Consider the following 26,845-nt stretch of genomic DNA (forward strand, 5'->3'; position numbering starts at 1 on the left):
TACGGCTGTAGGCGCGGGCAAAGGCGAGCGGTCATGGTCGGCTACCCTCAGCGATGGCGGCTTTGCCTTCCCGGGTGTAGGTCAGCACGAAATGCGCCGCGAGGCCGAAGATCAGCCCCCAGAACGCGGCAGCCAGGCCGAGGAAACTCATGCCCGACGCGGTTACCAGGAATGTGAACAGCGCAGCTTCCCGTTGTTTCTCATCGGCCATGGCGCCGGTCAGGCCGGCACTGATCGCGCCGACCAAGGCCAGGCCGGCGAGGGATGCGATCAGCTCCTTCGGCAGTGCGGAAAACACCGAGGCCAGGGTCGCACCAAAGATGCCCAGCAGAATGTAGAACACCCCGCAGGCAATCCCGGCGATGTAGCGTTTGTCGCGGTTTTCGTGGGCTTCGCGACCGGTGCAGATCGCTGCGGTAATAGCTGCCAGGTTCAAGCCATGGGAGCCGAAGGGTGCCATCAAGACGGAGCCAATTGCAGTAACCGAAATGATTGAGCGCGCCGGCGTGGTATAGCCCGCGGTGCGCAATACCGCCATCCCCGGTACGTACTGGCCGGTCAGGGTCACCAGTGCCAACGGCAGGCCAATGTTGATGATCGCGTGCCAGCTCCATTGAGGGGCGATGAAAACCGGGTGGGCTACAGCGATGGTGATCGAATTGCTGTTGAGCTCACCGAGCGCGGCGGCCACCGCGCAGCCGACAATCAGTACCGACAGAATCGCGTAGCGTGGCGAAAAGCGTTTGAAGATCAGGTACGCCGCGATCATCGCCAACACCAACGCCGGTTGCAGCTTGATCGAAGTGAACAGCTCGGCGCCAAAGCGAAACAGAATGCCGGCGAGCATGGCGGCGGCGATGCCTTTGGGCAGGCGATTCATTAGCTTGTCGAATGCTCCGGACAAACCGACCACGGCAATGATCACCGACGCCACCACATAGGCGCCGATGGCCTGGGGCAAGGTGACGCTGGGCAGCATCGACACCAGCAACGCCGCGCCAGGTGTCGACCATGCGGTGATCACCGGAACCCGCAGGCGCCAGCTCAAGAGCAGGCCGGTGACCCCGCTGCCGATGGAAATGGCCCAGATCCACGAAGACACCACGTCGTTGGGCAGTTGCGCTTGCTTGGCCGCCTGAAACACGATGATCAGCGGGCCGGCATAGGAAATGATCACGGCGATAAGGCCCGCAATCACGGCTGACAGGGATAGATCCTTTCTGAGTGTGTCCATGATGTCTCGACTTGGCGCGGCAGGTCGCGCGGTGATCAGGGATGAGTTGAGTCGATTGATTCGATTCTATATCAGTGTATTTGAAAGGATTGAGTTGATTCAATCTGAGAAAGGGTTGTTTTGTCTGGGTGGCCGTTTATTTTTTATTAACTATATGATTTATATAAATATTATTTTTTAGTTGTTTTTATTGTGCCCGATGCATGTGATTGCAGATCGACTCAATCGATTCAATTTTTAAGCCTGATCGATTTATTTAGCGTCTTGCCCCCTGTGATATGCTGCGGATATTCATCATTTCTACGATGGCAGCGAGCATTCATGTGGGTTCCCCAGCTAAGCGAGTTCAACCAGCCGATGTATTTGTCGATTGCCGATGCGTTGGCGCGCGATATCAGCGACGGTGTGTTGAACGAAGGTGATCGCCTGCCCACTCTGCGGGAGCTGGCCACCACTCTGAATGTCACCCCAGGCACCATCAGCCGGGCCTATAGCGAGGCCCATCGGCGTCGGCTGGTGCAAGGGGAGGTGGGGCGCGGCACTTATGTCCTCGGCCAGAAGCTGCGGGAACAACCGGCAAGCGCCAGCGTCGTGCCGCTGAATCTGGGGCAGGCCGAATTGCTCGACCTTTCCATCATCAAGCCGTCCAGCGAAACCTTGGAGCACTGGTTGCGCGACGCGCTGGTGGGCATGGCCAAGAGCACTGATTTCGCTCGGGCCCTGGATTACGCGCCGGACGGCGGTCATCCGGCGCATCGCGAAGCGGGCGCGCAGTGGTTGCGTCATTGGTTGCCAGATGCGCAATGGCAGCAAGTGGTGATCACTGCCGGGGCCCAGCATGGTTTGATGGTCGCAATGAGCGCCTTGACCAGCGCCGGTGACTTGGTGCTTTGCGAGGAGCTTTGCTACCCCGGCATCATTTCCCTGGCCCATGGTCTTGAGCGGCGCTTGCGTGGCGTGCCAATGGATGATGAAGGCATCATTCCCGAAGCTCTGCGTGAGCTGTGCCTGCGAGAGAAGCCGGCGATGCTGGTCTGTGTAGCGACCTGCCAGAACCCGACGGCGGCGATCATGTCGCAAAAGCGTCGGGCCCAAATAGCGGCACTGGCCGAAGAGTTCGATTTCATCATCCTGGACGATGACATTTACGGCTTCCTTGCCACCGATCCTTCGATCAAGCCGCTCGCGGCATTTGCGCCGGAGCGTTCGGTGTACCTGACCAGCTTGTCGAAGTCGATCATGCCGGCGCTTCGCATCGGCTATCTCTATAGTCCGCCGAAATTGCTGTCACGCTTGACCTCGATGGTGCGTAGTAGCGTCTGGATGCCGTCGCCATTGACCGCGCAACTGGCCAGCAATGTGATCACCGAAGGCCTGGACAAGAAACTGGTCCGTATCCAGCGCAACGAGGCCGCTGGGCGACAAGCGATTGCTCGGGAAATCTTTGCCAATGTCGAGCTCAAGGCCCAGCCCTATTCGTATCACCTCTGGTTGACGCTGCCCGAGCCCTGGACCAGCGATGAGTTCGCCATGCTCGCCCGGGCCAACGGTGTGTTGGTGCTCAGCGGCACTCAGTTCCAGGCTGAACGCTCCGGCAGCACCCGTTGTGTGCGGTTGGTATTGATGTCGCCCACCAGCCAGGACGAACTGCGTTTTGCCCTGACCAAACTGGCCAGCCTGATCGATTCCGACCCGCGCCGATATTACTAAAAAAGATCGCAGCCTCCGGCAGCTCCCACAGGGAATTACACCGTGTGGGAGCTGCCGGAGGCTGCGATCTTTTGGTTATTCGTCCGACGGATTGAGCAATTCGGACAAGGCGTCCGGCTGGCTCTTGAATGCCTTGGCAAACACATCGCGATTCTTCGCCATGTAGATCCCGGCTTCCTCCACCTGTTGCTCACTCAGCGATGGAACGGCTTTTTGCAACACCTCGGCCAGTAATTCGGCGAGTTCCAGCATTTTGTCATGACGGTCAGCTTCGGCTTTATCCATGAACAAGCGCTCCAGATCTCGGCTGCTGCGGTATACCACTTCGACGGCCATTCACCACCTCACATGCCTTCACGTTGGTTGTCTTTGCGACTACTGTATTTATATACAGGCAAAAGAATAAGCGAATCCTCTGCCTTTGGATAGTGGCTTTTTAATGTAGACCGGTTTTGAGGTTTGTCGCAGGAGCAAAGTGTCGGATGCCAGCTCATTGCCATCTCACTTTAGCCGCTGGCCTTTTTTCTGCATGCAGAACAACCGTCACGTCCAACCCGCATCATTTGGTCAAGTCGACCTAAGGAAACTACATCGTGAAAATCAACTGGGCCGAGACCCTGCGTCAGAACGTGCATCAGCTTGCCGAATCCCTGGGCAACCTGTTCGTCGAGACGTTCCACTACCTGGCGTTGTTCGCCATTGGCGCGGTGACCGCGTGGGCGGCGGTGATGGAATTCCTGCAGATGATCGAGGCGGGGCACATCAAGATCGATGACATCCTCTTGCTGTTCATCTACCTGGAATTAGGGGCTATGGTCGGGATCTACTTCAAGACCAACCATATGCCGGTGCGGTTTCTGATCTACGTGGCGATCACGGCGCTGACGCGCCTGCTGATTTCCAACGTCTCGCACCACAGCCCGCCGGACCTGGGGATCATCTACCTGTGCGGTGGCATCTTGCTGCTGGCGTTTTCGATCCTGGTGGTGCGCTACGCCTCGTCGCAATTCCCCTCGGTCAAGATCGAGCACCCGCACCGTAAGGTTGGCGCGGGCTCCAGTGAGCATGCCGAGGTGGAGAAGGGCGAAATCTAGAGGCCGGCAGCGGAGGACGCCGAGCCCTGTAAGTGCGGTGGTGGTAGCTTGATGTTGTCACCGCCGGTCATGGCTTCGAGGATTGCCACGGCGCTGTGACCCTGTTCGATGGCGATGCCGAACTGAATGCTCTGCACCAGGCGTTTGAGCCGTTCCGGATCGTTGCGCTGCTGGGCACTGATCATGCGCTTGGCGACGACGCGTCCGGTCTTGGACAGGGTCAGCATAATGCTGCCATCCAGGCCCTGGATGCTCAGGTTGATTTGATAGTGCGGCGCGAAAGCGTCGGTAATGATCTGAAAAGGGTTGTCCATGATGCGTCACCGCTTGATTGAACGTGCAGTTGTTGACCGGCCATGATCGGGATTAGTTCGCAACACCGGACCATCGGCCATTCCATGATCGTGTCCATCTCAAGGTTGCAGGGCCGGGCAGGCAGACAGATCAAGGACCGCTGCCTGCGCGAGCACCTACAGAGTGTTAGCAAGGGGCATGCCGGAAAAACTGTCGGACAATGATCGCGGCGTTTGAGCGGCGCACGCTCTGGAATGCGCTTGTCGCGGCTGCCCGTTTCGGGGCAAGAACGCACAGATGTTCGTAGACGGTGCAGGGCGAGAAGGGGATTTGCGGGGATAAGCAAGGCGAGGCAACTCCCGACCTTAACAGCGCTTTTGCTCGTTGTCCGGCTTTATTTGCAAATCAATATTTATCTTTTTGCAGGGGTTGAATTGTTCTTCCGCCAGCCCGACTCTGTACTCAAGGGGCCGTTGCATCAACGTCGATGGCCCCCGGCGAGCTAGCTGAAATAAGGGATGAACTATGCAAATCCAAGTCAACAGCGATAACCATATTCAAAGCAGCATCCGACTGGAGGAGTGGGTACGTACTACCATCGAAAGCACGCTCGAACGTTATGAAGAGGACCTGACACGGGTCGAGGTTCATTTACGCGATGAGAACGGCGACAAGCCTGGTCCCCATGACCTGCGTTGCCAGCTCGAGGCTCGGCCAAAGGGCCATCAGCCGATTTCCGTGACGCACAAGGCCGATACGCTGGAACTGGCGATCGAAGGGGCGGCCACCAAACTTGAAAACGCCCTGGAGCACTTGTTCGGCAAGTTGCGTGGCAAACGTGCTGTCGTTGCGGCACCGAGCGATTCTGTAGCCTTGGCCGATGCGATGCTGGAAGAAGAATTCCTGGAGAACGAACGGGCTTCGCTTCACGGCTGAAACCTCATTCATTAATAAATTCCTGACTGAAAACGGGCCTGCAACTGCAGGCCCGTTTTGTTTTTGTCGATCCGGTGTGGTGAGCAAGTGAGCGGTGCCTGGAAGCAGGCGATCAATGTGGGGGCCAGCCTGCTCGCGATGGCGATCGCCGGGGCAGTACCGTCCTAGCGCAAAAACGCCTGCCGATACTCCCCGGGCGTCGCGCCCAGGGCTTGGCGGAAACGATTGGTAAAATGACTGGCGCTGGCAAATCCACACGCCAACGCCACATTGCCCAGCGGTTGTGACGTGCTGCGCAACAAGTGCCGCGCGTAGACCAGGCGCCTTGCCAATACATACTGGTGGGGCGGAAGTCCGAAGCTTTCGCGGAACATCCGTGCGAAGTGATATTCGGACAGCGCGCACAACGCCGCCAATTGCCCGAGGCTGATGGCGTCGGCCAGGTGGCTGTCGATGTAGTCCACCAGCAGCCGTCGCTGGTGAGCGGCCAGGCCGCCCTTGAGGCGCAGACCTTGGCGTAGGCCAACCTGGCTGAGCAGCAGATGGTTGAGCAGCTCATGGGCCAGGTTGGTGGTCAGCAGGCGTTCGCCGGGTTCGTCCCAGTTCAGCGCGATCAACTGGCGAAAGCGCTGCGCCTGTTGCGGGTCGTCGAGGAACGTCGCCTCGCGCAGTTGTGCCTGCCGTGGTTCGCGGTCCAGCAACGTGACGCAGCCGAGGGCGAATCGTTCGGGGCTGAAGTACAGGTGAGCGAGGCGAATGTCGCCGTTGATGACCCAGGCCGATTCATGCCCGGCGGGCAGGACGCAGAGTTTGTCCGGAGCCCCGGTGGTGTCCGGCCGTTCGCGGCGAAACGTGCCGGTGCCGCCGGCGATGTAGCACGACAGCGTATGGTGGGTCGGCGCCTCGTAGTCCTGGGCATCGTGATGATTGCTCCACAAAGCGGCCGCCATGCCGTCCCCGAGCTCGGCGCTGTGCTCCAGACGAGCATTGGGCGAGCTGTTGAGGGCTTGGAAGACTTGCAGGGTCTGCAGTGTGGACATGATCGGTTCTCTCCAACGCTTCGCATCCTACTCCGTCGATCAGCCTATGCCAGCCTGCAAGCCGACAAAACCGCAAGTTTACGCAAGCGCCGGTGGGGCGGCGGCGTGACACTGGACGCCATTGTCAGGAGTCATCGCCATGAACCTCTCGTTGTACCTGCTTACCGTACTCATCTGGGGCACGACCTGGATCGCGCTGAAACTGCAATTGGGCGTCGTTGCCATCCCCGTATCGATTGTCTATCGCTTCGGCCTCGCGGCCCTGATTCTGTTTGCGATGCTCTTGCTCAGCCGCCGCCTGCAGGTGATGAACCGGCGCGGCCATTTGATTTGTGTGGCCCAGGGCCTGTGCCTGTTTTGCATCAACTTCATGTGTTTCCTCACCGCCAGCCAATGGATTCCCAGCGGGTTGGTCGCTGTGGTGTTTTCCACCGCCACGCTTTGGAACGCCTTCAATGCCCGGGTATTTTTTGGCCAGCGCATTGCGCGTAACGTGCTGCTGGGCGGTGCCCTGGGGCTGCTCGGGCTGGGGCTGCTGTTCTGGCCGGAGCTGGCCGGCCATAGCGCGAGTCCGCAGACACTGCTCGGGTTGGCCTTGGCGCTGCTGGGTACCTTGTGTTTCTCGGCGGGCAACATGCTCTCGAGCCTGCAACAGAAGGCCGGCCTCAAGCCGTTGACCACCAATGCCTGGGGCATGGCTTATGGCGCGACGATGTTGGCGGTGTGGTGCGCGTTCAAAGGCATCCCGTTCGACATGGAGTGGAACGCACGTTACCTCGGCTCGTTGTTGTACCTGGTGATTCCGGGTTCGGTGATCGGCTTTACCGCTTACCTGACGCTGGTGGGGCGCATGGGCCCGGAGCGGGCGGCGTATTGCACGGTACTGTTTCCGGTGGTGGCGCTGAACGTCTCGGCATTTGTCGAAGGCTATCAGTGGACCGCGCCGGCGTTGGTGGGATTGGTCCTGGTCATGCTGGGTAACGTGCTGGTGTTTCGCAAGCCGCGACCAGCGACAGCCAATGTGGTCTTGGGCGCTCGCTGACTCGAAAGCAATGGCAGGCCCGCCCGACAGGGCCTGCCAGGTGGGTTATTTCCAGACCTGCGGGTTGACCAGGTTCTGCGGTCGCTCGCCCAGCAAAGCGCTGCGTAAGTTATCCACAGCAAGGTTGGCCATGGCTTCGCGGGTTTCGTGGGTCGCCGAGCCGATGTGGGGCAGGGTCACGGCGTTTTTCAGCTGGAACAGCGGTGATTCGGCCAACGGCTCTTTCTCGTAGACATCCAGCCCGGCGCCGCGGATACGGTTGTTCTGCAAGGCATCGATCAGCGCCGGTTCATCCACCACCGGGCCCCGGGAAATGTTGACCAAAATAGCGCTGGGTTTCATCAAGGCCAGTTCTCGCTGGCTGATCAGGTGACGGGTCTTCTCACTCAATGGCACCACAAGGCAGACAAAGTCCGCTTCAGCCAGCAACTGATCCAGCTCGCGAAATTGGGCGCCCAACTGGTTTTCCAATTCGGTCTTGCGGCTGTTACCGCTGTAGATAATCGGCATGTTGAACCCTAGCCGACCACGCCGGGCAATGGCCGCGCCGATATTGCCCATGCCAACGATGCCCAGGGTCTTGCCGTGTACATCGCTGCCAAACAGTTGCGGGCCCACCGTCGCCTGCCATTGCCCGGCCTTGGTCCAGGCGTCCAGTTCAGCAACGCGCCGGGCGCTGCTCATCAGCAAGGCGAAGGCCAGGTCGGCGGTGCTTTCGGTGAGCACGTCGGGGGTATTGGTGAGCATGATCCCGCGCTCATTGAAGTAAGCCAGGTCGTAGTTGTCGTAGCCCACCGACACGCTGGACACCACCTGCAGGTTCACGGCGCTTTGTAGTTGCTCACGGCCAAGCTTGCGGCCGACCCCGATCAGCCCGTGGACGTGGGGCAAGGCTTCGTTGAATTGCGCGTTGATGTCGCCGTTCGACGGGTTCGGCACGATCACGTCGAAATCCTGTTGCAGGCGCTCGACCATCTTGGGCGTGATACGGCTAAAGGCAAGTACGGTTTTTTTCATCGCGGAAGGCTCATCGGGCAAGGAATACCAAGCACGCTAACATTCCTGGCGAGGGTTAGGCGAGAGGGGGCGTGATCTGTGATGGTTTTCGATTTTGTGGCTACAGCAATTCCTCTGTGGGAGCGAGCTTGCTCGCGATGGCGTTGCATGGGTCACATAGCGGCAGCTGACAGACCGCTATCGCGAGCAAGCTCGCTCCCACAGGGGCTCTACTTCAACCTTTGGATGTCTACGCCGCCCGCAGTGAAATAAAGGCGTAGTTGACCGGTACTTCAGTGACCACGCGCGCGCCGCTGGCCAATACCTGGCTGGCGATGTCATCGCCGGACAGATGGAACTGCCATTCACTGGTTTGTTGCGCCAACGGCTGCGAACGGAGCTGGTCGAGGGCCGCGGTGAAGGCACTCATGTCTGGCAGATAGGCGGTAAACCCGTCGCCCTTCAGCGCAGTGGTGTGAATACCCAGCGCTGCGCAGACGCGCTCCTTGACCTGGATGTCTTCACGATCAGCCTGGCGCGAGCGCTCGATCAGCCGTGCCAGCTCCTGATCGACCAGCTCACCGCCAAGGATCAGTTGCGGCCCAGTCTCCCAGGATTCTGGCGGGCATTCTTTCACGGCGATATTGAGCGGGATGTGGGGGTTGATTTCCATCGGATAAATGCGGCACACCAATGGCCGGCGCTCGTAGATGCGGCACAGGTTTTCATCGTCAAGATTCCGGCAACGACCGGTGTTATAGGCGGCGAAAGTGATCGCCACGCGGGCGTCAGTGCTGCCGCTGTGGACCACCGCCGAACGGCGCTCGGCGTGTTCGCGTTGCGCCGCTGGCAGGCCGAGGCCGTTAGGCAGGAAGGCTTCCACCAAGACAATTACCTGGCCGCCATCGTCCGCCCACATGCGGGCCTCGTCGAGGGTCAGGGGAACGTGGTGATCGGTGCAGCACTTGCCGCACCCTACGCAGGAAAACGTTGTGTTCATTGAGCGACCGATGGGAAGGCTGAAAGACGGCGACGGAAACACGCCGATCAGCTGTTGCAAAGCAAGTTATGCGCCATTCACCGGGCACTATCGGTCGGGCGGATCGAGTCCCACTCGGTGACATAAGCGGTCTTGGTTTTCTTGCGATAGAGGCACAGCTCGGTGCCACTTGCGCCTTTCATGTGTTTTTGCGGGTACCGGCCTTGCAGCAGCAACGCGGTGTAACCGACACGGTCGTCGAATTGCGCGGCAGTGCCTACCGGCTCGGCGTCTTTCAAACTGCTGGCCTTGAGGCAACTGGCGAGTACGGCTCTATCGTGGGCTGCCCAGGCGTCGGGGCTGGAAGCGTAGGCCTGGGAGGCCAGGGCAGTGAGGCCAAGGAGGATCAGGATTTGGGGTTTCATCAGCCATGTCCTTATTCTGGGAAGCCAGGGCAGGAGTATGCCTGAATTGTGCCGGGCGACGATCGATCCCAGGTCGCCCGGGATCGATCGGGTGCGCCTTAGTGGCCTTGCTCGGCGACGGCTTTGGCTGCCGTGATCAGGCACTTGGTCAGTTCCGGCGAGGAGAACTTGGTCAGCACCCCGTTGGCACCGGCCAAGCGGGCCTTTTCGCTGTTCATCGCGCTGTCCAGCGAGGTGTGCAGCAATACGTAGAGGTGAGCGAAGTCCGGGGTCTCGCGCAGGGTCCGGGTGAGGGCGTAGCCGTCCATTTCCGACATTTCGATGTCTGAGACGATCAGGTTGATCTGTTGGTCGGTGCCTTGCAGGTCGAGCAGGCACTCGATGGCTTCCTTGGCGCTGCGGGCCGTGTGGCATTGCAGGCCCAGGTTGCGCAGGGTGTACACCGATTGTTGCAGCGCCACCTGGCTATCATCGACCACCAGGATCCGGGCATTACCCAGCACCTCGGCGTCTTCCATGCTCAACTCGGTGGGCGCGGTTTCGATCTGTGCCGGGGCGATACCATGGATGACTTTCTCGATGTCCAGCACCTGCACCAGCGTGCCATCCACCGAGGTCACACCCGTGATGAACGAGCGCACACCGCCGGAACCATAAGGTGGAGGTTTGATGTCGGTGGTCAGGCAATGCACGATCTTGCTCACTGCCTGCACGTGCAAACCCTGCTTGGAGCGGCTGACATCAGTGACAATCAGGCAACCGCCGTCCGGATCTTCCAGTGGTCGCTCGCCAATGGCGCGGCTCAGGTCAATCACCGACAGCGAAGTGCCGCGCAGGGTCGCGATACCTTTGACGTGCGGATGCGACTCCGGCAGCTTGGTCAGTGGCGGACAGGGGATGATTTCGCTGACCTTGAGCAGGTTGATCGCCATCAGCTTGCCGCTGCGCAAGGTAAATAGCAGAAGCGAAAGTGAATCTGCGCGGGCTTTGTTGGAGGACATAAAAACCTTCTGTGGAAAAAGGTGGGGCGAGCGCTGGGATCGCCAAAACAGCTTGTGATATTGGGTTATCGACTTGTCGGGGGCAGGCTTTAGGACGAAAACTGTCGACGGCCGGGATCGTTGTAACAAGGTCCTCATGAAGAGGTGGCTTTTGTGGCGAGGGAGCTTGCTCCCGCAGGAGTGCGAAGCACTTCTCTTGATTTGCGGCGGGGCATCGAATTTTACGACCGCTGTGCGGCCGAGCGGGAGCAAGCTCCCTCGCCACAGGAGAGCGCTGCGCTGTTACTTGAGCCCCAACCGCCGGGCCATTCGCCCCAGATTCGCCCGATCCAGCCCCAATTCTCGGGCGGCGCTGGCCCAGTTGTGCTGGTGACGCTCCAGGCTGGCGCCGATCAGCCTGCGCTGGAAGTCGTCCACCGCGTCGCGCAAGTCTCCCGTGAGCCCTTGCGTGACAGGCGCAGGGCCGGTGGGCGAAGACGCTGGGTTTTCCTGCGCGGCTTGAGGCAAGTCCAGATCCTGGGCGCTGAGGCTGAGGATCTTCGGGCGCACCGCGCACCTGCCCAAGGCTTTCAAGGCGCTGCGGCCAATCAAGTGCTCCAGTTCGCGCACGTTGCCCGGCCAGTCGTAGGCCAGCAGCGCGGCCTGGGCGTCGCTGCTCAGGCGCAGGCTGCCCAGGCCCATGCGCGAACGGTTCTGTTCCAGGAAGAAGCCGCTGAGCAGCAGCACGTCCCGCCCGCGCTCACGCAGCGCTGGCACTTGCAACGGGTACACGCTTAAACGATGGTAGAAGTCGGCCCGATAACGTCCGTTGCGCACTTCCTCGGCGAGGTCGCGGTTGGTGGCCGCGATCAGCCGTACATCGACCCGGTGTTCCCTGTCCGAGCCCAGGCGTTGCAACTGTCCGCTTTGCAATACGCGCAACAGCTTGGCCTGGACGGTCAGCGACAGTTCGCCCACTTCATCGAGGAACAACGTGCCGCCATCGGCCAGTTCGAACTTGCCGCGTCGGTCGCTCGTGGCTCCAGTGAACGCGCCGCGTACGTGGCCGAAGAGTTCGCTTTCCACCAGGGTATCGGGCAGTGCGGCGCAGTTGAGGCTGATCAGTGGCTGTTCGGCGCGCAGGGAGGCCGCATGGATGGCTTGGGCGACCAGCTCCTTGCCAACGCCGGTTTCGCCGGTGATCAACACCGTCAAGTCACTGCCACCCACGAGTTTGATTTCTTCCACCAGGCGCTTGTGGGGCTTGCTCTGGCCGACCATGTCGCGCTGTTGCTGGCCGCTGGCCTGGCGATAGATCTCGGCTCGTTGGTGTTCGTCCTCGGCTTTCAAGGCCAGGCGTTCGATGCGTTCGGCGGCGCTGACGGTCGCGGCGGCGAGGCTGGCGAAGGCTTGCAGGGCGCTCAGGTCGATGGGTTCGAAGCGTCCCGGATCCAGCGAGTCGAGCGTGAGCAGGCCCCAAGGGCGTTCATCGACGAACAAGGGGCAGCCCATGCAGTCGTGAACCTCCAGATGCTCATCGAGACCTTCAACCAGCCCGTCGTAGGGATCGGGCAAGTGGCTGTCGGCCGCGAATCGGGTGGGGTGCGGGGTGGCCAGCAGGGCTTCGAAGCGCGGGTGTTCGCTCACCCGGAATCGTCGCCCAAGGGTATCGGTGCTCAGGCCGTCCACTGCCAGCGGCACCAGGCAATCGCCGTCCAGGCGCAACAACGCCGCCGCGTCACAGGGCAGCAGGGCGCGCAAGGCACCGAGCAGGCGCCGATAACGCTCGCCTTCAGGCAGTTCTCGGGAGAGATCGGCCACCAGCGGCAGCAGCGAGGTCAGCAGGGAAGTTGCAGTCATAATGACTCCATGTAGTCGTAAAGACTATAAGCCCCGTCGTGTCCTTATGACTACGATGTTTTTAACTTATTGATATTAAACATGAAAATTTATGGCATGGAATCTGATAAGAGCTACGTACTGTTAGCTGTAATACGTCAGGAGTCACTCTATGCTCAGTCGAGAAGAACGCGCCATCATTCGCTCCACCGTTCCATTGCTGGAAAGCGGTGGTGAAGCGCTGATTACTCACTTCTATCGCATGATGCTGTCCGAATACCCGCAGGTGCGCCCGCTGTTCAACCAGGCTCACCAGGCCAGTGGCGACCAGCCCCGTGCGCTGGCCAACGGTGTGTTGATGTATGCCCGGCACATTGACCAGCTCGACCAACTGGGCGACCTGGTGGCGAAAATCGTCAACAAGCACGTTGCCTTGCAGATCCTGCCAGAACATTACCCGATTGTCGGCTCGTGCCTGTTGCGGGCGATTGCCGAAGTGCTGGGCGAAGAAATCGCCACGCCTGAAGTGATTGCAGCCTGGGGCGCTGCCTACAATCAGTTGGCCGATATTCTGATCGGTGCCGAAACCGGCATGTACGACAAGAAGGCTCAGGCGCCGGGTGGCTGGCGGGGCGAGCGCGAGTTCATCCTGGTGGATAAGGTGCAGGAAAGCTCGGAGATCACCTCGTTCTACTTCGAACCAGCGGACAAAGGGCCGATTCTGGTGGCCGAACCGGGCCAATACATTGGCATGAAGTTGATGCTCGATGGCGAGGAAGTGCGGCGCAACTATTCGCTGTCGGCCCTGGCGGACAACGGTCAATACCGTATCAGCGTCAAGCGTGAGGCCGGTGGACGGGTGTCCAACCACCTGCATCATCACTTCCAGGTTGGCAGCAGCATCCAGCTGTTCCCGCCGTCCGGGGATTTCTACCTGACGGACAGCGACAAGCCGCTGGTGTTGATCAGTGGCGGTGTCGGCATCACTCCGACCCTGGCCATGTTGCAGGCGGCGCTACAAACCGAGCGGCCGGTGCATTTCATACACTGCGCGCGCAACGGCCGTGTCCATGCTTTCCGCGACTGGATCGATCAGCTGGCCGAGCGGCACCCGCAGCTCAAGCGTTTCTACTGCTACGACGAAGACGACGGCTTGAGTCCGGCGGCCGACAAGGTGGGACTGCTGAGCCAAGAGCAACTGGCACAATGGCTGCCGGAACAGCGTGACCTGGATGCCTACTTCCTTGGGCCAAAGGGTTTCATGGGCGCCGTCAAACGTCACCTCAAGGCCTTGGGCGTGCCGGACCAGCAGAGTCGCTACGAGTTCTTCGGCCCGGCGGCGGCGCTGGAATAAAAGCAGCGACGCGCCCGGAAGCCGGGCCGCCTTCATCGCGAGCAAGCTCGCTCCCACATTAGCTCCGGGGCGCTTGGAAGATTGGCGTTCAGCACAAAGCCCCTGTGGGAGCGAGCTTGCTCGCGATGACGCCGGCAGGCTCGATACCTCTCTAACCGACTCCCCTTGGCGCGCAAATTAATCCGCACTTAACCCTCTTGCTGTTTATTCCCAGCCAATGTTGCCGACAGTGGCTCGTTCACTGTCATGGTCAGCGTGTAGACTTCGGCCATCCGATAGCGCGCCGAGTATCGCAAGGCTGCGCGTCAATCCATGCCTACAAAGGGAAACGCAATGAGTGAGGAAATGCTGCGCTTGGGCCGTGAGCGGCGCTATCTGGTGTTGCTGGGGCTGATCTGCCTGGCGCTGATCGGCGGTGCGTTGTACATGCAGGTCGCCCTCGGCGAGGCGCCTTGCCCGCTGTGCATCTTGCAGCGCTATGCGCTGTTGCTGATCGCGATTTTCGCCTTCATCGGCGCAGCCATGCGCACCCGTCGCAGCCTGACGATTTTCGAAGGCCTCGTGGTGCTTTGCGCCTTGGCTGGCGTCGCTGTGGCAGGGCATCACGTGTACACCCAGTTCTTCCCGGCGGTCAGTTGCGGCATCGATGTGTTGCAACCGATTGTCGATGACCTGCCTCTGGCGAAGATCTTCCCGCTGGGCTTCCAGGTCGATGGCTTTTGCTCCACCCCATACCCGCCAATCCTCGGGCTGTCCCTGGCGCAATGGGCGCTGGTAGCCTTCGTGCTGATCGTGGTGCTGGTGCCGTTGCTGGTGTCTCGTAACCGCAAACACCTTCGCTGAAACACGCAAGCAAGCGCCCCGGTTTCTCTTCTTGAGCGCCGGGGCGTTTTGCGTTTCAGCGTTGGGTGGGATCGGCCTTGATCCGGGGCAAGAATAGCCTGCGACAATGTGCGACATGTTGTCACACATTTTGCCTCTCAACTGCCGGCCAAGCGTTGATAGGCGCCTCATCCTGTAACAAAAAAACCGCCCGAACTGCTCCGATTGTTCAAACTTGCCCTGCGCGAAGCAGGCATTTTTAACAGCGCAGCGTCAGGCGGCCCAACCCCCGAAAAATGGGCCCTTTCCAGGAAAATAACCTCAGGGTACCCCCTTCGAGCTGTCTAAATCGGGCGTAGTAGGCCTATGTTTTTTGGGGTTCTTGTTGAGAATGAATTTCGATAAGATGCCGTCCTGTTGCGAGAACGGCCTGAGATTGTTGCCGGATCGGATAAAAATTATTTCGGGATGAGACATGGTCTACAGCGCCTCAGCTCACTACAATCGCCCGCACCGATTTTCCGACCCGGCTCAGGCTTGAGCACGAGGTGGTCGAAGGGCGCCAGCGCCCCATGCGACCCCAGGTGTCGGTGCCTCCAACTACCCGCACCAAATGGAATTGGGCTTGAACTAGGCCTTTGACCAACGAATAAGAACTCACTGCTGGCCCAGGATGTGTCGAACGGTGTCTGACTGACGTTCGATGGGCAGCCCTTATTCAATCCAAGAAAATGCCAACCCTTGGCAGGGTGAAGTGTTGGCGATCAAAACCCAACTGCATTGCGCAAGCTGCTTTAGAGGTCGTGAGATGAGTAAAAACAGGTACCCCCGATTACTAGGCTTGTTGCCGCTGCTCGGCACGTTGCTGCTGGGAGGCTGCAACATGACCTTGCTCGATCCCAAGGGCCAGGTCGGCCTGGATGAACGAAACCTGATCATCACCGCCACACTGCTGATGTTGCTGGTCGTTGTGCCGGTTATCGTCATGACCTTCCTGTTTGCCTGGAAATACCGCGCATCCAACACCAATGCCACGTACACGCCGAAGTGGTCGCATTCGACCAAGATCGAAGTGGCGGTGTGGACGATTCCGGTGCTGATCATCATTGCCCTGGGTTACGTCACCTACAAGTCGACCCACGCCCTGGACCCGTATCGTCCGCTGGAGTCCGACGTCAAGCCGATCACCATCGAAGTGGTCTCCATGGACTGGAAGTGGCTGTTCATCTATCCGGAACAAGGCATCGCCACCGTTAACAAAATCGTGTTCCCGGCCCACACGCCGATCAACTTCAAGGTCACCTCCGACACCGTGATGAACTCGTTCTTCATCCCGGGCCTGGGCGGCCAGATCTACGCGATGGCGGGCATGCAGACCAAGCTGCACCTGATCGCCAACCAGAACGCCGAACTCGACGGTATCTCCGCCAACTACAGCGGCGCGGGTTTCACCGGCATGAAGTTCAAAGCAATCGCCACGACCCAGGAAGATTTCGACGCCTGGGTCAACGATGTGAAGAAGGCACCTAAACAGCTTGAAAAAGCTGAATACGAAGCCCTTTCCAAACCGAGCCAGAACAACCCAGTCGAACTCTACTCGTCGGTTACGCCGAACCTGTTCCAGACCATCATCGACAAATATGAAGGGATGAATCCGGGCAAGCCGATGCACCACGAGAAGAACGAAAAGGAAGTGGCTCACAACATGGAAGGGATGGACATGAGCTCGCATTCAGCTGCCGGGGCAGAGGAGTAAACGATGTTTGGTAAATTAAGTTGGGAAGCGATCCCGTTCCACGAGCCGATTGTCATGGTGACCCTCGCCATCATCGCGCTCGGTGGCCTGGCGTTGTTCGCGGGGATCACCTACTTCAAGAAGTGGACCTACCTGTGGACCGAGTGGCTGACTTCGGTCGACCACAAGAAAATCGGCGTGATGTACATCATCGTCGCCATGGTCATGCTGCTGCGCGGTTTTGCCGACGCCATCATGATGCGTACCCAGCTGGCCATGGCCACCGAGGGTTCGCCTGGCTACCTGCCGCCTGAACACTATGACCAGATCTTCACCGCTCACGGTGTGATCATGATCATCTTCATGGCGATGCCATTCTTCACCGGCCTGATGAACCTTGCAGTGCCGCTGCAGATCGGCGCGCGTGACGTGGCCTTCCCGTTCCTGAACTCCCTGAGCTTCTGGCTGCTGGTATCGGGCGTGGTACTGATCAACCTGTCCCTGGGCGTTGGCGAATTCGCCAAGACCGGTTGGGTTGCCTATCCGCCGCTGTCGGGCCTGCAATACAGTCCGGGCGTGGGGATGGATTACTACATCTGGGCGCTACAGCTTTCCGGGTTGGGTACGACGCTGACGGGGGTCAACTTCCTGGCCACCGTGGTGAAAATGCGTACCCCGGGCATGAAGCTGATGGACATGCCGATCTTCACCTGGACCTGCACCTGGGCCAACGTACTGATCGTCGCTTCCTTCCCGATCCTGACCGCTACCCTGGCACTGCTGACGCTTGACCGTTACATGGATTTCCACATTTTCACCAATGAACTGGGTGGAAATCCGATGATGTACGTCAACCTGTTCTGGGCCTGGGGTCACCCCGAGGTGTACATCCTGATCCTGCCGGCGTTCGGGATTTTCTCCGAAGTCATCTCGACCTTCTCCGGCAAGAAACTGTTCGGCCACCACTCGATGATCTACGCCAGCGGCGCGATCTCGGTGCTGGGCTTCATGGTCTGGCTGCACCACTTCTTCACCATGGGTTCGGGGGCCAGCGTCAACGCCTTCTTCGGCCTGGCGACGATGCTGATTTCGATCCCGACGGGGGTGAAGCTGTTCAACTGGCTGTTCACCATCTATCAGGGCCGCCTGCGTTTCACCAGCCACGTGATGTGGACCCTGGGCTTCATGGTGACCTTCGCCATCGGCGGCATGACCGGCGTACTGCTGGCCATCCCGGGTGCTGACTTCGTGCTGCACAACAGCCTGTTCGTGATCGCGCACTTCCACAACGTGATCATCGGTGGCGCCGTGTTTGGCTACATCGCTGGTTTCGCCTTCTACTTCCCGAAAGCGTTCGGCTTCAAGCTGCACGAAGGCTGGGGCAAGGCAGCGTTCTGGTTCTGGATCACCGGCTTCTTCGTCGCGTTCATGCCGCTGTATGTACTGGGCTTCATGGGCATGACCCGTCGCCTGAACACCACCACCAACCCTGAGTGGGTGCCGTACCTGTACGTCGCCATGTTCGGTGCGGTGATGATTGCCGTCGGTATCGCCTGCCAGCTGATCCAGTTGTATGTCAGCGTGCGCGATCGCAACAAGCCAGAGAACATGTGCGAACACGGTGACCCGTGGAATGCCCATACCCTGGAATGGTCGACCTCTTCGCCACCGCCGTTCTACAACTTTGCCGTGCTGCCAAAAGCGGACGTCATCGACCCGTTCACCGAAGCCAAGGAAAACGGGACCGCGTACCCGGTCCCGGCCAAGTACGAGCCGATCCACATGCCCAACAACACTGCCACCGGTGTGGTCATGGGCGCGCTGCTGACCGTGTTCGGTTTCGCGATGATCTGGCACATCTGGTGGCTGGCCATCGCCAGCCTGGTCGGCACCGTGGTGTATTTCGCGATCCATGCCGCCCGTGACGATCAGGGCTACATGGTGCCGGTGGATGTCATCGAGCGCATCGAAGCCGAGCAGCACAAACGTCTGGTAGCGGCCGGGAAAGTCCCAGCCACCGCCACCCGTGTTGAAACCTCGTTGGAACAGGCTTAAACCATGTCGAACTTAGTGACCACTGTTGGACACGCCCATGGTCATGACCATGGGCACGATGACCATCACCACGACTCGGGCGAGATGACCGTATTCGGTTTCTGGCTCTACCTGATGACCGACTGCATTCTGTTTGCGTCGATCTTCGCAGCGTACGCGGTGCTGGTTAACAACGTCGCCGGTGGCCCATCGGGCCACGACATCTTCGAGTTGCCGTACGTACTGGGTGAAACCGCGCTGCTGCTGTTCAGCTCGATCACCTACGGCTTCGCCATGCTGGCGTTGTTCAAAGGCAAGAAAACCCAGGTACTGGGCTGGCTGGCCATGACCTTCCTGTTCGGTGCCGGCTTCATCGGCATGGAGATCAACGAGTTCCACATGTTGATCTCCGAGGGCTACGGCCCTAACCGCAGCGGCTTCCTGTCCGGGTTCTTCACCCTGGTCGGCACCCACGGTCTGCACGTGACCAGCGGCCTGATCTGGATGGCGATCATGATGTACCAGGTCCAGAAAAACGGCCTGACCGCCACCAACAAGACGCGCCTGAGCTGCCTGAGCCTGTTCTGGCACTTCCTGGACGTGGTGTGGATCTGCGTATTCACCGTTGTTTATCTGATGGGGACCCTGTAAATGGCTAACGCACATTCCCATGATGGCCACGACGCCGGCCACGGCAGCGTCAAGTCCTACGCCATCGGTTTCATCCTGTCGGTGATCCTGACCGTCATTCCGTTCGGCCTGGTGATGTACCCATCGCTGCCCAAAAGCCTGACCCTGTGGATCGTACTGATCTTCGCCGTGGTCCAGGTACTGGTGCACCTGGTGTACTTCCTGCACCTGGACCGCTCCGCCGCCCAGCGTAACAACGTGGTCGCGTTTGTCTTTGCCGCGATCGTGATCGTCCTGCTGGTAGGCCTGTCGTTGTGGATCATGTTCAGCATCCACACCAACATGATGGCGCACTGAGGAAAATCCGGATGTCCCTGAAGCACTTTATCCAAATCACCAAGCCGGGGATCATTTTCGGTAACGTGCTTTCTGTGGCAGGCGGTTTTTTCCTGGCCTCCAAGGGGCATGTCGATCTGGCCATCTTCCTGGCGGCGATGATCGGCACGTCCCTGGTGGTGGCGTCCGGTTGCGTGTTCAACAACTGCATCGACCGCGACATCGACATCAAGATGGAGCGCACCAAGAACCGCGCGTTGGTCCAGGGCCTGATCCCGGTGCAACTGGCCCTGGCGTTCGCCACGGTGCTGGGCGTGGCCGGCGTGGCGCTGTTGTACTGGGTGGCCAACCCGTTGGCGGCGCTGTTCGCTGTCATCGGCTTTGTCATCTATGTCGGCTTCTACAGCCTGTACCTCAAGCGCAAGTCGGTTCACGGCACGCTGGTGGGCAGCCTGTCGGGGGCGATGCCGCCGGTGATCGGCTACGTCGCCGTGAGCAATAGCTTCGACATGGCGGCGCTGACGCTGCTGGTGATGTTCAGCCTGTGGCAGATGCCGCATTCTTACGCCATCGCGATCTTCCGTTTCAACGACTACCTGGCGGCCTCGATTCCGGTGTTGCCGGTCAAGCGTGGTATCCGGGTGGCCAAGAAGCACATCCTGCTCTACATCCTGGCCTTCCTCGTGGCGACCTTGATGCTGACCTTCAGCGGCTACGCCGGCATGAGCTACCTCGCCGTCGCCGCCGCCATGGGCATGTACTGGTTGTACATGGCCTGGACCGGCTACAAGGCTGTGGATGACACGGTCTGGGCGCGCAAGCTGTTCGTGTTCTCGATCTTCACCATCACCGCCCTGAGCGTCATGATGTCCCTGGACTTCAAGGTGCCAAGTGAGCTGCTGCTGACTTACGCGCCCTAAGCTTCAGACGTTGCACAAAAAAGCCCCGCCTTCGAGAGAAGCGCGGGGCTTTTTCATGGGTATTACTTCGGACGTCTGTGGGAGCGAGCAAGCTCGCTCCCACAGGGGCTCGATTTGGGCTTATTGCTGGGCGATGCTGTAGCCGTCGAAGGCCTTCTGCTGTTGCAGGGCGGTGACGATGCTTTTGCGGGTCACCGGTTGTTCGGTGCCGTCGTTGTCCAGGAAGGTTTCGTTTTCCAGCTCGGCTTCGTCGCCTTCGCCTACGAAGTTGAAGCCCAGGAATTCGAAGGCTTCACGGTCGACGTTCAGCTTGGAGCGTGGTGTGCGCAAGGGCAGGGTGACGCTGATGCCATCCTTGCTGATGACAAACACTTCGGCTTCCTTCTTGGCCCGCGAGGCTTTGCCCTTGCTGCCGCTCGGGTTGCTGATGGCCTGGTGGGTCTGGTTCAGCACTTTCAAGGCCAGGCCATACACCAGTTCCTGGAAGGCCGGGTCGTCTTTGTAGCTGGAGAGGATACGGCTGATGGAGAAGCGGCTGCTCAGGTCTTCCAGTGCGGCGAAATCGGCGGCTTCGGCGTCCTTGAGCTGTTTGAGTTGGCCCATCAGTTCGTAAGCCTTGTCGTCGTCGAAGGCGTCATGAGCTTGGCGGATGGCGTTGCGCAGTTCGCGGATCTGGTCGCTTTCGCGGTTCGACTGGAACGCATCGAGGACCATCTCACTGATGGTTTTGGCCTGAGGCAGATGCTGTGAAAGATTGATGGAGTTTTCGTATTCCGCTTTGGACGACAGGGTGGTTACGGATTCAGCGGTGTTGGAATCGGACATTGAAATTTCACTACTTCTGTTAGCGGGATGAGGCGAGAAAGGCACTGAGCTTTTTTCCGGTCGCCTAATCTATTGGACGCGGGCGGTGTTGTCACGGTCGGACCGGCGACAGGTTGGCATTTGTTGCCGAGGGTGGGTTTCAATCGCCCATCAGCGCCATCAAGCGCAATGCATTGGGTGTCGCCGCACCACTTGCGGTGTTGTCGAAGATGCACCAGGTTGCAGTGTCGGACTCGCTCTTCAATTGCCCGGCCAGCCGTTCCAGCCAGGTGTCGTCGTAGGGGGAATAGTAAATTCGCGGTGAGCCGTGCAACCGGTAGTAACGAACGCCAGGCCAGCCCGCTGGTCGATCGCAACCGGGTAATGGCGAGGGATCGGCGGCGACGCGACCGATGTGCTGGGCTTGCAGCAGTGCCTCCACCGTGGGCGCGAGCCAGCTCGGGTGTCGGGGTTCAAGCACGGCATGCCCCTGATAATGGTCGCGCAATGCTGTGAAGAATGCTTCGGCCACTGCGGCATCGAAGGCCAGTGACGGGGGCAATTGGATCAGCAGGCAGCCCAGTTTCTCTCCCAACTGCGAGCATTGCCCCAGAAACTCATCCATCAGCCCTTCGCAATCGAGCAGCCGCCGTTCATGGGTGATCTGCTTCGGCACTTTGACCGAGAACCGAAAGCCCGGGGTGACGCTGTCGGCCCACTTTGCGTAGGTGGCGGGGCGGTGTGGGCGGTAGAACGAACTGTTGATCTCCACCGCCGGGAACCGTGCGCTATAGCGCTGCAAATGGGTGCCCTCGACGGGAAAGGCCGGCCATTGCTCCCGGGGCAACGACCAACCGGCGCAGCCCAGGTAAAGGCGTGAAGGGGAGAGGGATCGAGTCGACAAGTGCCTGGACCTGATTGCAAGCGTTACAACCTATGACCGCTGCAAACGCCGCAAAGATGCATTCATTTTTGCCGGTGGTCCTGTGCCGGCCTTCAGTTGCAGATCACATTCTTGCCGGCCATCTTGGAGCGATACAGCGCCTGGTCCGCCCGGTCCAGCAGCGCCGCTTGCTGTTCATCGTCCAAGCGCTGCACTACGCCAAAACTCATGGTGATCTGAAAATCGCCCACGGGCAGCAGGTCGGACAATCCACGGCGAATGGTTTCGGCCATCAGGCAGGCATCGGCCAGGGAGGTGTTGGGCAGAATCATGATGAATTCGTCGCCGCCCCAGCGAACCAGCAAATCACCGTCACGCTCGCAGCGTTTGACCGCCTGCACCACTTGCACCAATGCCGCGTCGCCGAAAGCATGGCCGTAACAATCGTTGATGTCTTTGAAATCATCGACGTCCATGGCGATCAGCGACAAAGGTTCGCGAAAGCGCTGGGCACGCTCGCAGGCCAGTGGCAGCGCTTGCTCCAGGCGATAGCGGTTGGCGACCAGCGTCAGCGCGTCGGTTTCGGCGAGCCGGCGGTTTTCGTCGAGTTGGATCTGGAGCTGCTGGTTGACCCGGGACAGTTCGCGGGTGCGTTCTTCGATGACGGCTTCCAGGGACTTGTTGCGCCGCTCCAGTTGTTCGAACAAGCGCTTCTTGTCGTCGATGCTGCGATGGGCACCGATCATGCGGGCTACCGTGCCGTCAGGATTGCGTGCGATCACGTAGCCGCGATCCTCGATCCAGATGTAGGAGCCGTCGCGCGTGCGGCAGCGGTATTCGGCCAGGTAGCTGGGGGATCGGTGCTCCAGATAGTCATCGAACAAGGTCATGACCCGTGGGTAGTCTTCGGGGTGGATCACGCTCTCCCAGGTCAGCACGGTGTTATTCAATGAATGGGGCGCGTAGCCAAGCATCGTGTACCAGCCGGGGTTGCGGTAGACGAACCCGGTGTTGGCGTTCCAGTCCCAGATGCCGTCGCTGACCAGTTCCAGAATGGTGTGCAGTACGTCTTCATCCAGATCGGACAGATCGAACCGCAGCATATCGATGTCCGAGGCATCTCCCATCGTCGTTTCCCCAATCAACCTTGATATCAAAATGCTCGTCCAAGGCTCAAGAGTAGCCGATGGCGCGCGGGGTCACTAGCGTCGGCAGCGCCCCCCAAGCGAAGGCGCCGTTGTGGCGAGGGGATTTATTCCTCGCCACAACATCATTCGGCTACGGATTGAGCTTTGCCCCATTTCCCCAGTGCAAACTCGACAAAGCTGCGCAACTTTGGCAAACGGTAACGATCCTGGGCGTACATCAGGCTCATCGGGCGATGGGGCAGTTGATAGTCCTGCAGCAACGCTACCAGTTGGCCGTCCTTCAGGTCCTGTTCCACCAGCGCATCGGGCAGCATCACCACGCCCATGCCGGCCAGGGCGGCGCGGTGCAGGCCCGAGGAACTGTTGATCAGCATCGGTCCATTCACCGGGACCTTGATTTCGCCGTCCGGGCCCTTGATCGGCCAATGGTCCTGGGCGAAGCGCCATTCGTCGCCTGCGGAATAGGCGAACGACAGGCAGTCGTGTTGTTGCAGGTCGGCGGGTTTTTCCGGTGTGCCGCGCCGCGCCAGGTAAGCAGGGGAGGCGCAAATGGTCAGGGTGTAGTTCATCAAGGGGCGGGCGATCATTTTCGGGTCGGGATGACCAAGGCGGATAGCAACGTCGAAGCCGTGATCGAGCAGGTCCAGGCGCTGGTTGGTCAGCACCACGTCGAGCTTGACCTGCGGGTAACGTTGGCTGAATTCGGCCAGGGCCGGCGCCAGGCGTTCGGTGCCGAAGGTCAGCGGCGCAGTGATGCGCAAGGTGCCAGTGGGCTCGCCCTGGGTCTGTTCGGCCAAGCGTTCGGAATCGGCCACCAGCCCCAGGACTTCCAGGCAGCGCTGGTAGTAGGCCGAGCCGAACTCGGTCAAGCGCTGGCGCCGGGTCGTACGGTTGATCAGGCGCACGCCGAGGCGTTGCTCCAGGGCGCGAAGATGATTACCCACCATGGTCGTGGACATTTCGCAGGCCTGGGCCGCCGCCGTCAGGCTGCCGGTTTCAACCACCTTCACATAAACGGTCATTGCCTGGAACAGGTCCATTATCAAGCTCGGCTTTTAAATGATTGAAGTAAAGCAGCGTTTATCCAGCAAGGGTGGCCAACCATACTGGAAAAAACCACCCGATGGAGCTTGATGCCATGACCGCTGCCTGCCTGATGTCCACTTACCAACCCCTGGCGCTGAATTTCACTCATGGCCTGGGGACGCGCCTGTGGGACCAGGACGGCCGCGAATACCTCGATGCGGTGGCGGGCGTGGCGGTGACCAATGTCGGCCATTCCCACCCCCGGTTGGTGGCCGCCATCAGCGAACAGGCCGGCCTGTTGTTGCACACCTCCAACCTGTACAGCATCGACTGGCAACAACGGCTGGCGCAGAAACTCACGCAGCTCTCGGGGCTGGAGCGGGTGTTCTTCAATAACTCCGGCGCCGAAGCCAACGAAACCGCGCTGAAACTGGCGCGTCTTTACGGCTGGCACAAGGGGATCGAACAGCCTTTGGTGGTGGTCATGGAGAATGCATTTCACGGGCGCACCTTGGGCACGTTGTCTGCCAGTGACGGCCCGGCGGTACGGTTGGGGTTCAATCGGTTGCCGGGGGATTTCGTCAAGGTGCCGTTCGGTGATCTCGCGGCATTGGAAAAGATCCAGCAAGCTCACGGCGAACGCATCGTTGCGGTACTGATGGAACCGATCCAGGGCGAAAGCGGTGTGCAACTTGCACCGCCGGGCTATCTCAAGGCTTTGCGTGAACTGTGCACCCGGCGCGCCTGGCTGCTGATGCTCGACGAGATCCAGACCGGTATCGGCCGCACCGGCCAATGGTTCGCGTTCCAGCACGAAGGCATCGTGCCGGACGTCATGACCCTCGCCAAAGGCCTGGGCAATGGCGTGCCCATCGGTGCCTGCCTGGCCCGGGGCAAGGCTGCCGAGCTATTCACGCCCGGCAGCCATGGCAGCACGTTTGGTGGTAATCCGCTGGCCTGTCGGGTCGGTTGCACAGTGTTGCAGATCATCGAGGCACAAGGCTTGCTGGACAACGCTAGGCAGCAGGGTGAACAGTTGCTCAAGCGGTTGCGGGCCGAGCTGGCGGACAACCCGAACGTGCTGGCGATTCGCGGCCTCGGGTTGATGATCGGCGTTGAACTCAAGCAGCCGGTCCGCGACCTGACCCTCTGCGCCGCCCGGGATCATGGCTTGCTGATCAATGTCACCCGGGGCAAGACCATTCGTTTGCTACCACCGCTGACGATTGATGGGCGGGAGGTGGAGATGATTGTCAGGGGCGTGAGCCGCTGCCTGGCGCAGGCCTGAAATCGGTCCAGACCCAATACGCCAAGGCGCTTGCACTGATCGACGCACCCAACAGGCATACCGCGACCCAGCCCCATTGCGCATAAACCTGGGTCGCGGCGGCGGCCCCCAAGGCGCTGCCGATGGAATAAAAACACATATAGGCACCCACCAGACGGCTCTGGGTATCGGGGCGGGCGGCGAAAATCAGGCTCTGGCTGGTGACATGGACCGCCTGTACCGCGAAGTCCAGAGCGATGACGCCGACTGCCAGGGCCACCAACGAGGTTTGGGTAAACGCCGTGGGCAGCCATGACAATGTCAATAACGTCAGGGCCATGCCGGTGGTGCGCCGGCCCAGACCCCGGTCGGCCCAGCGCCCGGCTTTCGACGCGGCCAGGGCACCGGCTAGGCCCGCCAGGCCAAACAGGCCGATCTGGGTATGGGACAGTGACAGGGGTGGTGCGCTGAGGGGCAGCACCATGGCGGTCCATAACACGCTGAACGCGGCGAAGATCAGCGAGGCCAGGACACCTCTGACCCTCAAGGTGCGCTCCGTGGCGAACAATGTGAGCGTCGACCACAGCAGCGCAGGGTATGAATGGTCGAGCCGGGGTTGGCGGGTCGAAGGGACTGTTCGTGCCAGCACCATCGCCAACGCCAGCATCAGCCCGGCCGATACAAAGTACACCGCCCTCCACCCGGCCAGGTCTGCAATGAGCCCCGATGTGAACCGGGCCAGCAGGATCCCCAGCACCACGCCGCTGGTCACCGTGCCGACCGTTTGCCCGCGCTGCTGCGGCGAGGCGAGGGCCGCGGCGTAGGCCACGATGACCTGGACCAACACAGCCATCAAACCCACCATGACCATTGCGCCGAGCAGCATCGACCAGTGCGTGGCAAACCCTACGGCGGTGAGCGCCAAGGCCGACAGCAGCGTCTGGGTGATCATCAGGCCCTTGCGATTGATCAAGTCGCCCAGAGGAACGATGAACACCAGGCCCAGGGCATAACCGATCTGGGTCGCGGTCACAACGATGCCGATGAGCCGCGGCGCAACGTGCAGGCTGTGGGCAATCGAATCGAGCAGTGGCTGGACGAAGTAGACATTTGCCACCGCCAGCGCGCAGGTCAGGGAAAACAACAACGTCAGCGACCGAGACAGCCTGGCTGGGTGGGCGGCAGACGCTTGCCGGACAGCTTCATCGGATTGCGCCGCAATCGCTTGCGCTTCACAGGGCATAGGGTGCTTCCTTTGTTAAATCAGGTTTTGATTTGAAACCACAAAGTTGTTTTTTAGCTATTCTGGTTTTAATA

The 26,845-nt window shown here is 60.0% G+C and carries 26 protein-coding genes; 12 read left to right on the forward strand and 14 right to left on the reverse strand.

Annotated features, from left to right (window positions below):
* Positions 1-31 precede the first annotated feature (31 nt).
* Positions 32-1,234, reverse strand: a complete 1,203-nt coding sequence (locus SGN16_RS04770) for a benzoate/H(+) symporter BenE family transporter (protein ID WP_335943376.1) — start codon at positions 1,232-1,234, stop codon at positions 32-34.
* A gap of 321 nt (positions 1,235-1,555) precedes the next feature.
* On the opposite strand from SGN16_RS04770, the gene SGN16_RS04775 reads away from it, so the two are divergent.
* A complete protein-coding gene (locus tag SGN16_RS04775) occupies positions 1,556-2,944 on the forward strand; it encodes a PLP-dependent aminotransferase family protein (RefSeq protein ID WP_335943377.1) in 1,389 nt (462 codons plus the stop codon).
* A 75-nt stretch (positions 2,945-3,019) separates the two neighbouring features.
* On the opposite strand, the gene SGN16_RS04780 is transcribed toward SGN16_RS04775, so the two are convergent.
* Entirely contained in the window at positions 3,020-3,280 is a 261-nt protein-coding gene (locus SGN16_RS04780; protein ID WP_003205410.1) for a YebG family protein, read from the reverse strand.
* A gap of 257 nt (positions 3,281-3,537) precedes the next feature.
* On the opposite strand from SGN16_RS04780, the gene SGN16_RS04785 reads away from it, so the two are divergent.
* Positions 3,538-4,038, forward strand: coding sequence for a phosphate-starvation-inducible PsiE family protein (locus tag SGN16_RS04785; protein WP_003205409.1), 501 nt, complete (start codon positions 3,538-3,540; stop codon positions 4,036-4,038).
* On the opposite strand, the gene SGN16_RS04790 is transcribed toward SGN16_RS04785, so the two are convergent.
* Positions 4,035-4,352 carry a DUF3509 domain-containing protein gene (locus SGN16_RS04790; RefSeq protein WP_210642904.1) on the reverse strand — a complete coding sequence of 106 codons (318 nt, stop codon included), beginning with the start codon at positions 4,350-4,352 and terminating at the stop codon, positions 4,035-4,037. The two genes, SGN16_RS04785 and SGN16_RS04790, sit on opposite strands and share 4 nt — an antisense overlap.
* A 505-nt stretch (positions 4,353-4,857) precedes the next feature.
* Between SGN16_RS04790 and SGN16_RS04795 the strand changes: the two genes are divergently transcribed.
* Positions 4,858-5,268 carry an HPF/RaiA family ribosome-associated protein gene (locus tag SGN16_RS04795; RefSeq protein ID WP_210642905.1) on the forward strand — a complete coding sequence of 137 codons (411 nt, stop codon included), beginning with the start codon at positions 4,858-4,860 and terminating at the stop codon, positions 5,266-5,268.
* A gap of 164 nt (positions 5,269-5,432) precedes the next feature.
* Here the strand turns inward: SGN16_RS04795 and SGN16_RS04800 are convergent, their stop codons facing one another.
* Complete coding sequence (locus tag SGN16_RS04800) at positions 5,433-6,308, reverse strand: AraC family transcriptional regulator (RefSeq protein ID WP_335943378.1); 876 nt, start codon at positions 6,306-6,308, stop codon at positions 5,433-5,435.
* Positions 6,309-6,447: 139 nt separating this feature from the next.
* On the opposite strand from SGN16_RS04800, the gene SGN16_RS04805 reads away from it, so the two are divergent.
* The gene (locus tag SGN16_RS04805) at positions 6,448-7,350 is read left to right on the forward strand and encodes a DMT family transporter (RefSeq protein ID WP_335943379.1); all 903 of its coding nucleotides are present in this window, start codon (positions 6,448-6,450) and stop codon (positions 7,348-7,350) included.
* Positions 7,351-7,395: 45 nt separating this feature from the next.
* Here the strand turns inward: SGN16_RS04805 and SGN16_RS04810 are convergent, their stop codons facing one another.
* The 5 genes from SGN16_RS04810 to norR form a co-directional block, all read right to left on the reverse strand.
* Positions 7,396-8,367 carry a D-glycerate dehydrogenase gene (locus tag SGN16_RS04810; RefSeq protein WP_335943380.1) on the reverse strand — a complete coding sequence of 324 codons (972 nt, stop codon included), beginning with the start codon at positions 8,365-8,367 and terminating at the stop codon, positions 7,396-7,398.
* 229 nt (positions 8,368-8,596) lie between these two features.
* Complete coding sequence (locus SGN16_RS04815) at positions 8,597-9,346, reverse strand: YkgJ family cysteine cluster protein (protein ID WP_335943381.1); 750 nt, start codon at positions 9,344-9,346, stop codon at positions 8,597-8,599.
* Positions 9,347-9,423: 77 nt separating this feature from the next.
* A complete protein-coding gene (locus SGN16_RS04820) occupies positions 9,424-9,750 on the reverse strand; it encodes a hypothetical protein (RefSeq protein WP_335943382.1) in 327 nt (108 codons plus the stop codon).
* Positions 9,751-9,848: 98 nt separating this feature from the next.
* A complete protein-coding gene (locus SGN16_RS04825) occupies positions 9,849-10,751 on the reverse strand; it encodes a chemotaxis protein (protein ID WP_210642911.1) in 903 nt (300 codons plus the stop codon).
* A gap of 282 nt (positions 10,752-11,033) precedes the next feature.
* Complete coding sequence (gene norR, locus SGN16_RS04830; RefSeq protein WP_210642912.1) at positions 11,034-12,590, reverse strand: nitric oxide reductase transcriptional regulator NorR; 1,557 nt, start codon at positions 12,588-12,590, stop codon at positions 11,034-11,036.
* 151 nt (positions 12,591-12,741) lie between these two features.
* Between norR and hmpA the strand changes: the two genes are divergently transcribed.
* From hmpA to cyoE, 7 genes are all read left to right on the forward strand, one after another.
* Entirely contained in the window at positions 12,742-13,923 is a 1,182-nt protein-coding gene (gene hmpA, locus SGN16_RS04835; protein WP_210642913.1) for an NO-inducible flavohemoprotein, read from the forward strand.
* Between the two features lie 333 nt (positions 13,924-14,256).
* Positions 14,257-14,766 carry a disulfide bond formation protein B gene (locus tag SGN16_RS04840; RefSeq protein ID WP_210642914.1) on the forward strand — a complete coding sequence of 170 codons (510 nt, stop codon included), beginning with the start codon at positions 14,257-14,259 and terminating at the stop codon, positions 14,764-14,766.
* A 787-nt stretch (positions 14,767-15,553) separates the two neighbouring features.
* Positions 15,554-16,501, forward strand: a complete 948-nt coding sequence (gene cyoA / locus SGN16_RS04845) for a ubiquinol oxidase subunit II (RefSeq protein WP_210642915.1) — start codon at positions 15,554-15,556, stop codon at positions 16,499-16,501.
* Between the two features lie 3 nt (positions 16,502-16,504).
* Positions 16,505-18,535 (forward strand): cytochrome o ubiquinol oxidase subunit I, encoded by a 2,031-nt coding sequence (gene cyoB, locus SGN16_RS04850; protein ID WP_057451772.1) that lies wholly within the window; start codon positions 16,505-16,507, stop codon positions 18,533-18,535.
* A gap of 3 nt (positions 18,536-18,538) precedes the next feature.
* The gene (locus SGN16_RS04855) at positions 18,539-19,165 is read left to right on the forward strand and encodes a cytochrome o ubiquinol oxidase subunit III (protein WP_003205395.1); all 627 of its coding nucleotides are present in this window, start codon (positions 18,539-18,541) and stop codon (positions 19,163-19,165) included.
* A complete protein-coding gene (cyoD, locus tag SGN16_RS04860) occupies positions 19,166-19,501 on the forward strand; it encodes a cytochrome o ubiquinol oxidase subunit IV (RefSeq protein ID WP_003205394.1) in 336 nt (111 codons plus the stop codon).
* 11 nt (positions 19,502-19,512) lie between these two features.
* Entirely contained in the window at positions 19,513-20,400 is an 888-nt protein-coding gene (cyoE, locus tag SGN16_RS04865) for a heme o synthase (protein WP_018604246.1), read from the forward strand.
* 120 nt (positions 20,401-20,520) lie between these two features.
* On the opposite strand, the gene SGN16_RS04870 is transcribed toward cyoE, so the two are convergent.
* From SGN16_RS04870 to SGN16_RS04885, 4 genes are all read right to left on the reverse strand, one after another.
* Positions 20,521-21,225 carry a hypothetical protein gene (locus SGN16_RS04870; protein WP_210642916.1) on the reverse strand — a complete coding sequence of 235 codons (705 nt, stop codon included), beginning with the start codon at positions 21,223-21,225 and terminating at the stop codon, positions 20,521-20,523.
* Positions 21,226-21,364: 139 nt separating this feature from the next.
* Complete coding sequence (locus tag SGN16_RS04875; RefSeq protein WP_335943383.1) at positions 21,365-22,108, reverse strand: DUF72 domain-containing protein; 744 nt, start codon at positions 22,106-22,108, stop codon at positions 21,365-21,367.
* A 92-nt stretch (positions 22,109-22,200) separates the two neighbouring features.
* A complete protein-coding gene (locus SGN16_RS04880; RefSeq protein ID WP_210642918.1) occupies positions 22,201-23,214 on the reverse strand; it encodes a sensor domain-containing diguanylate cyclase in 1,014 nt (337 codons plus the stop codon).
* 143 nt (positions 23,215-23,357) lie between these two features.
* Positions 23,358-24,275, reverse strand: a complete 918-nt coding sequence (locus SGN16_RS04885; protein WP_335943384.1) for a LysR family transcriptional regulator — start codon at positions 24,273-24,275, stop codon at positions 23,358-23,360.
* 98 nt (positions 24,276-24,373) lie between these two features.
* Here SGN16_RS04885 and SGN16_RS04890 point away from each other — a divergent pair, with 98 nt between their 5' ends.
* The gene (locus SGN16_RS04890) at positions 24,374-25,549 is read left to right on the forward strand and encodes an aspartate aminotransferase family protein (RefSeq protein WP_210642920.1); all 1,176 of its coding nucleotides are present in this window, start codon (positions 24,374-24,376) and stop codon (positions 25,547-25,549) included.
* Here SGN16_RS04890 and SGN16_RS04895 read toward each other — a convergent pair.
* Positions 25,515-26,771, reverse strand: a complete 1,257-nt coding sequence (locus SGN16_RS04895) for an MFS transporter (RefSeq protein ID WP_335943385.1) — start codon at positions 26,769-26,771, stop codon at positions 25,515-25,517. The two genes, SGN16_RS04890 and SGN16_RS04895, sit on opposite strands and share 35 nt — an antisense overlap.
* Between the last annotated feature and the right edge of the window lie 74 nt (positions 26,772-26,845).

The sequence above is a fragment of the Pseudomonas sp. G166 genome (assembly GCF_037027455.2).
Lineage (GTDB): Bacteria > Pseudomonadota > Gammaproteobacteria > Pseudomonadales > Pseudomonadaceae > Aquipseudomonas.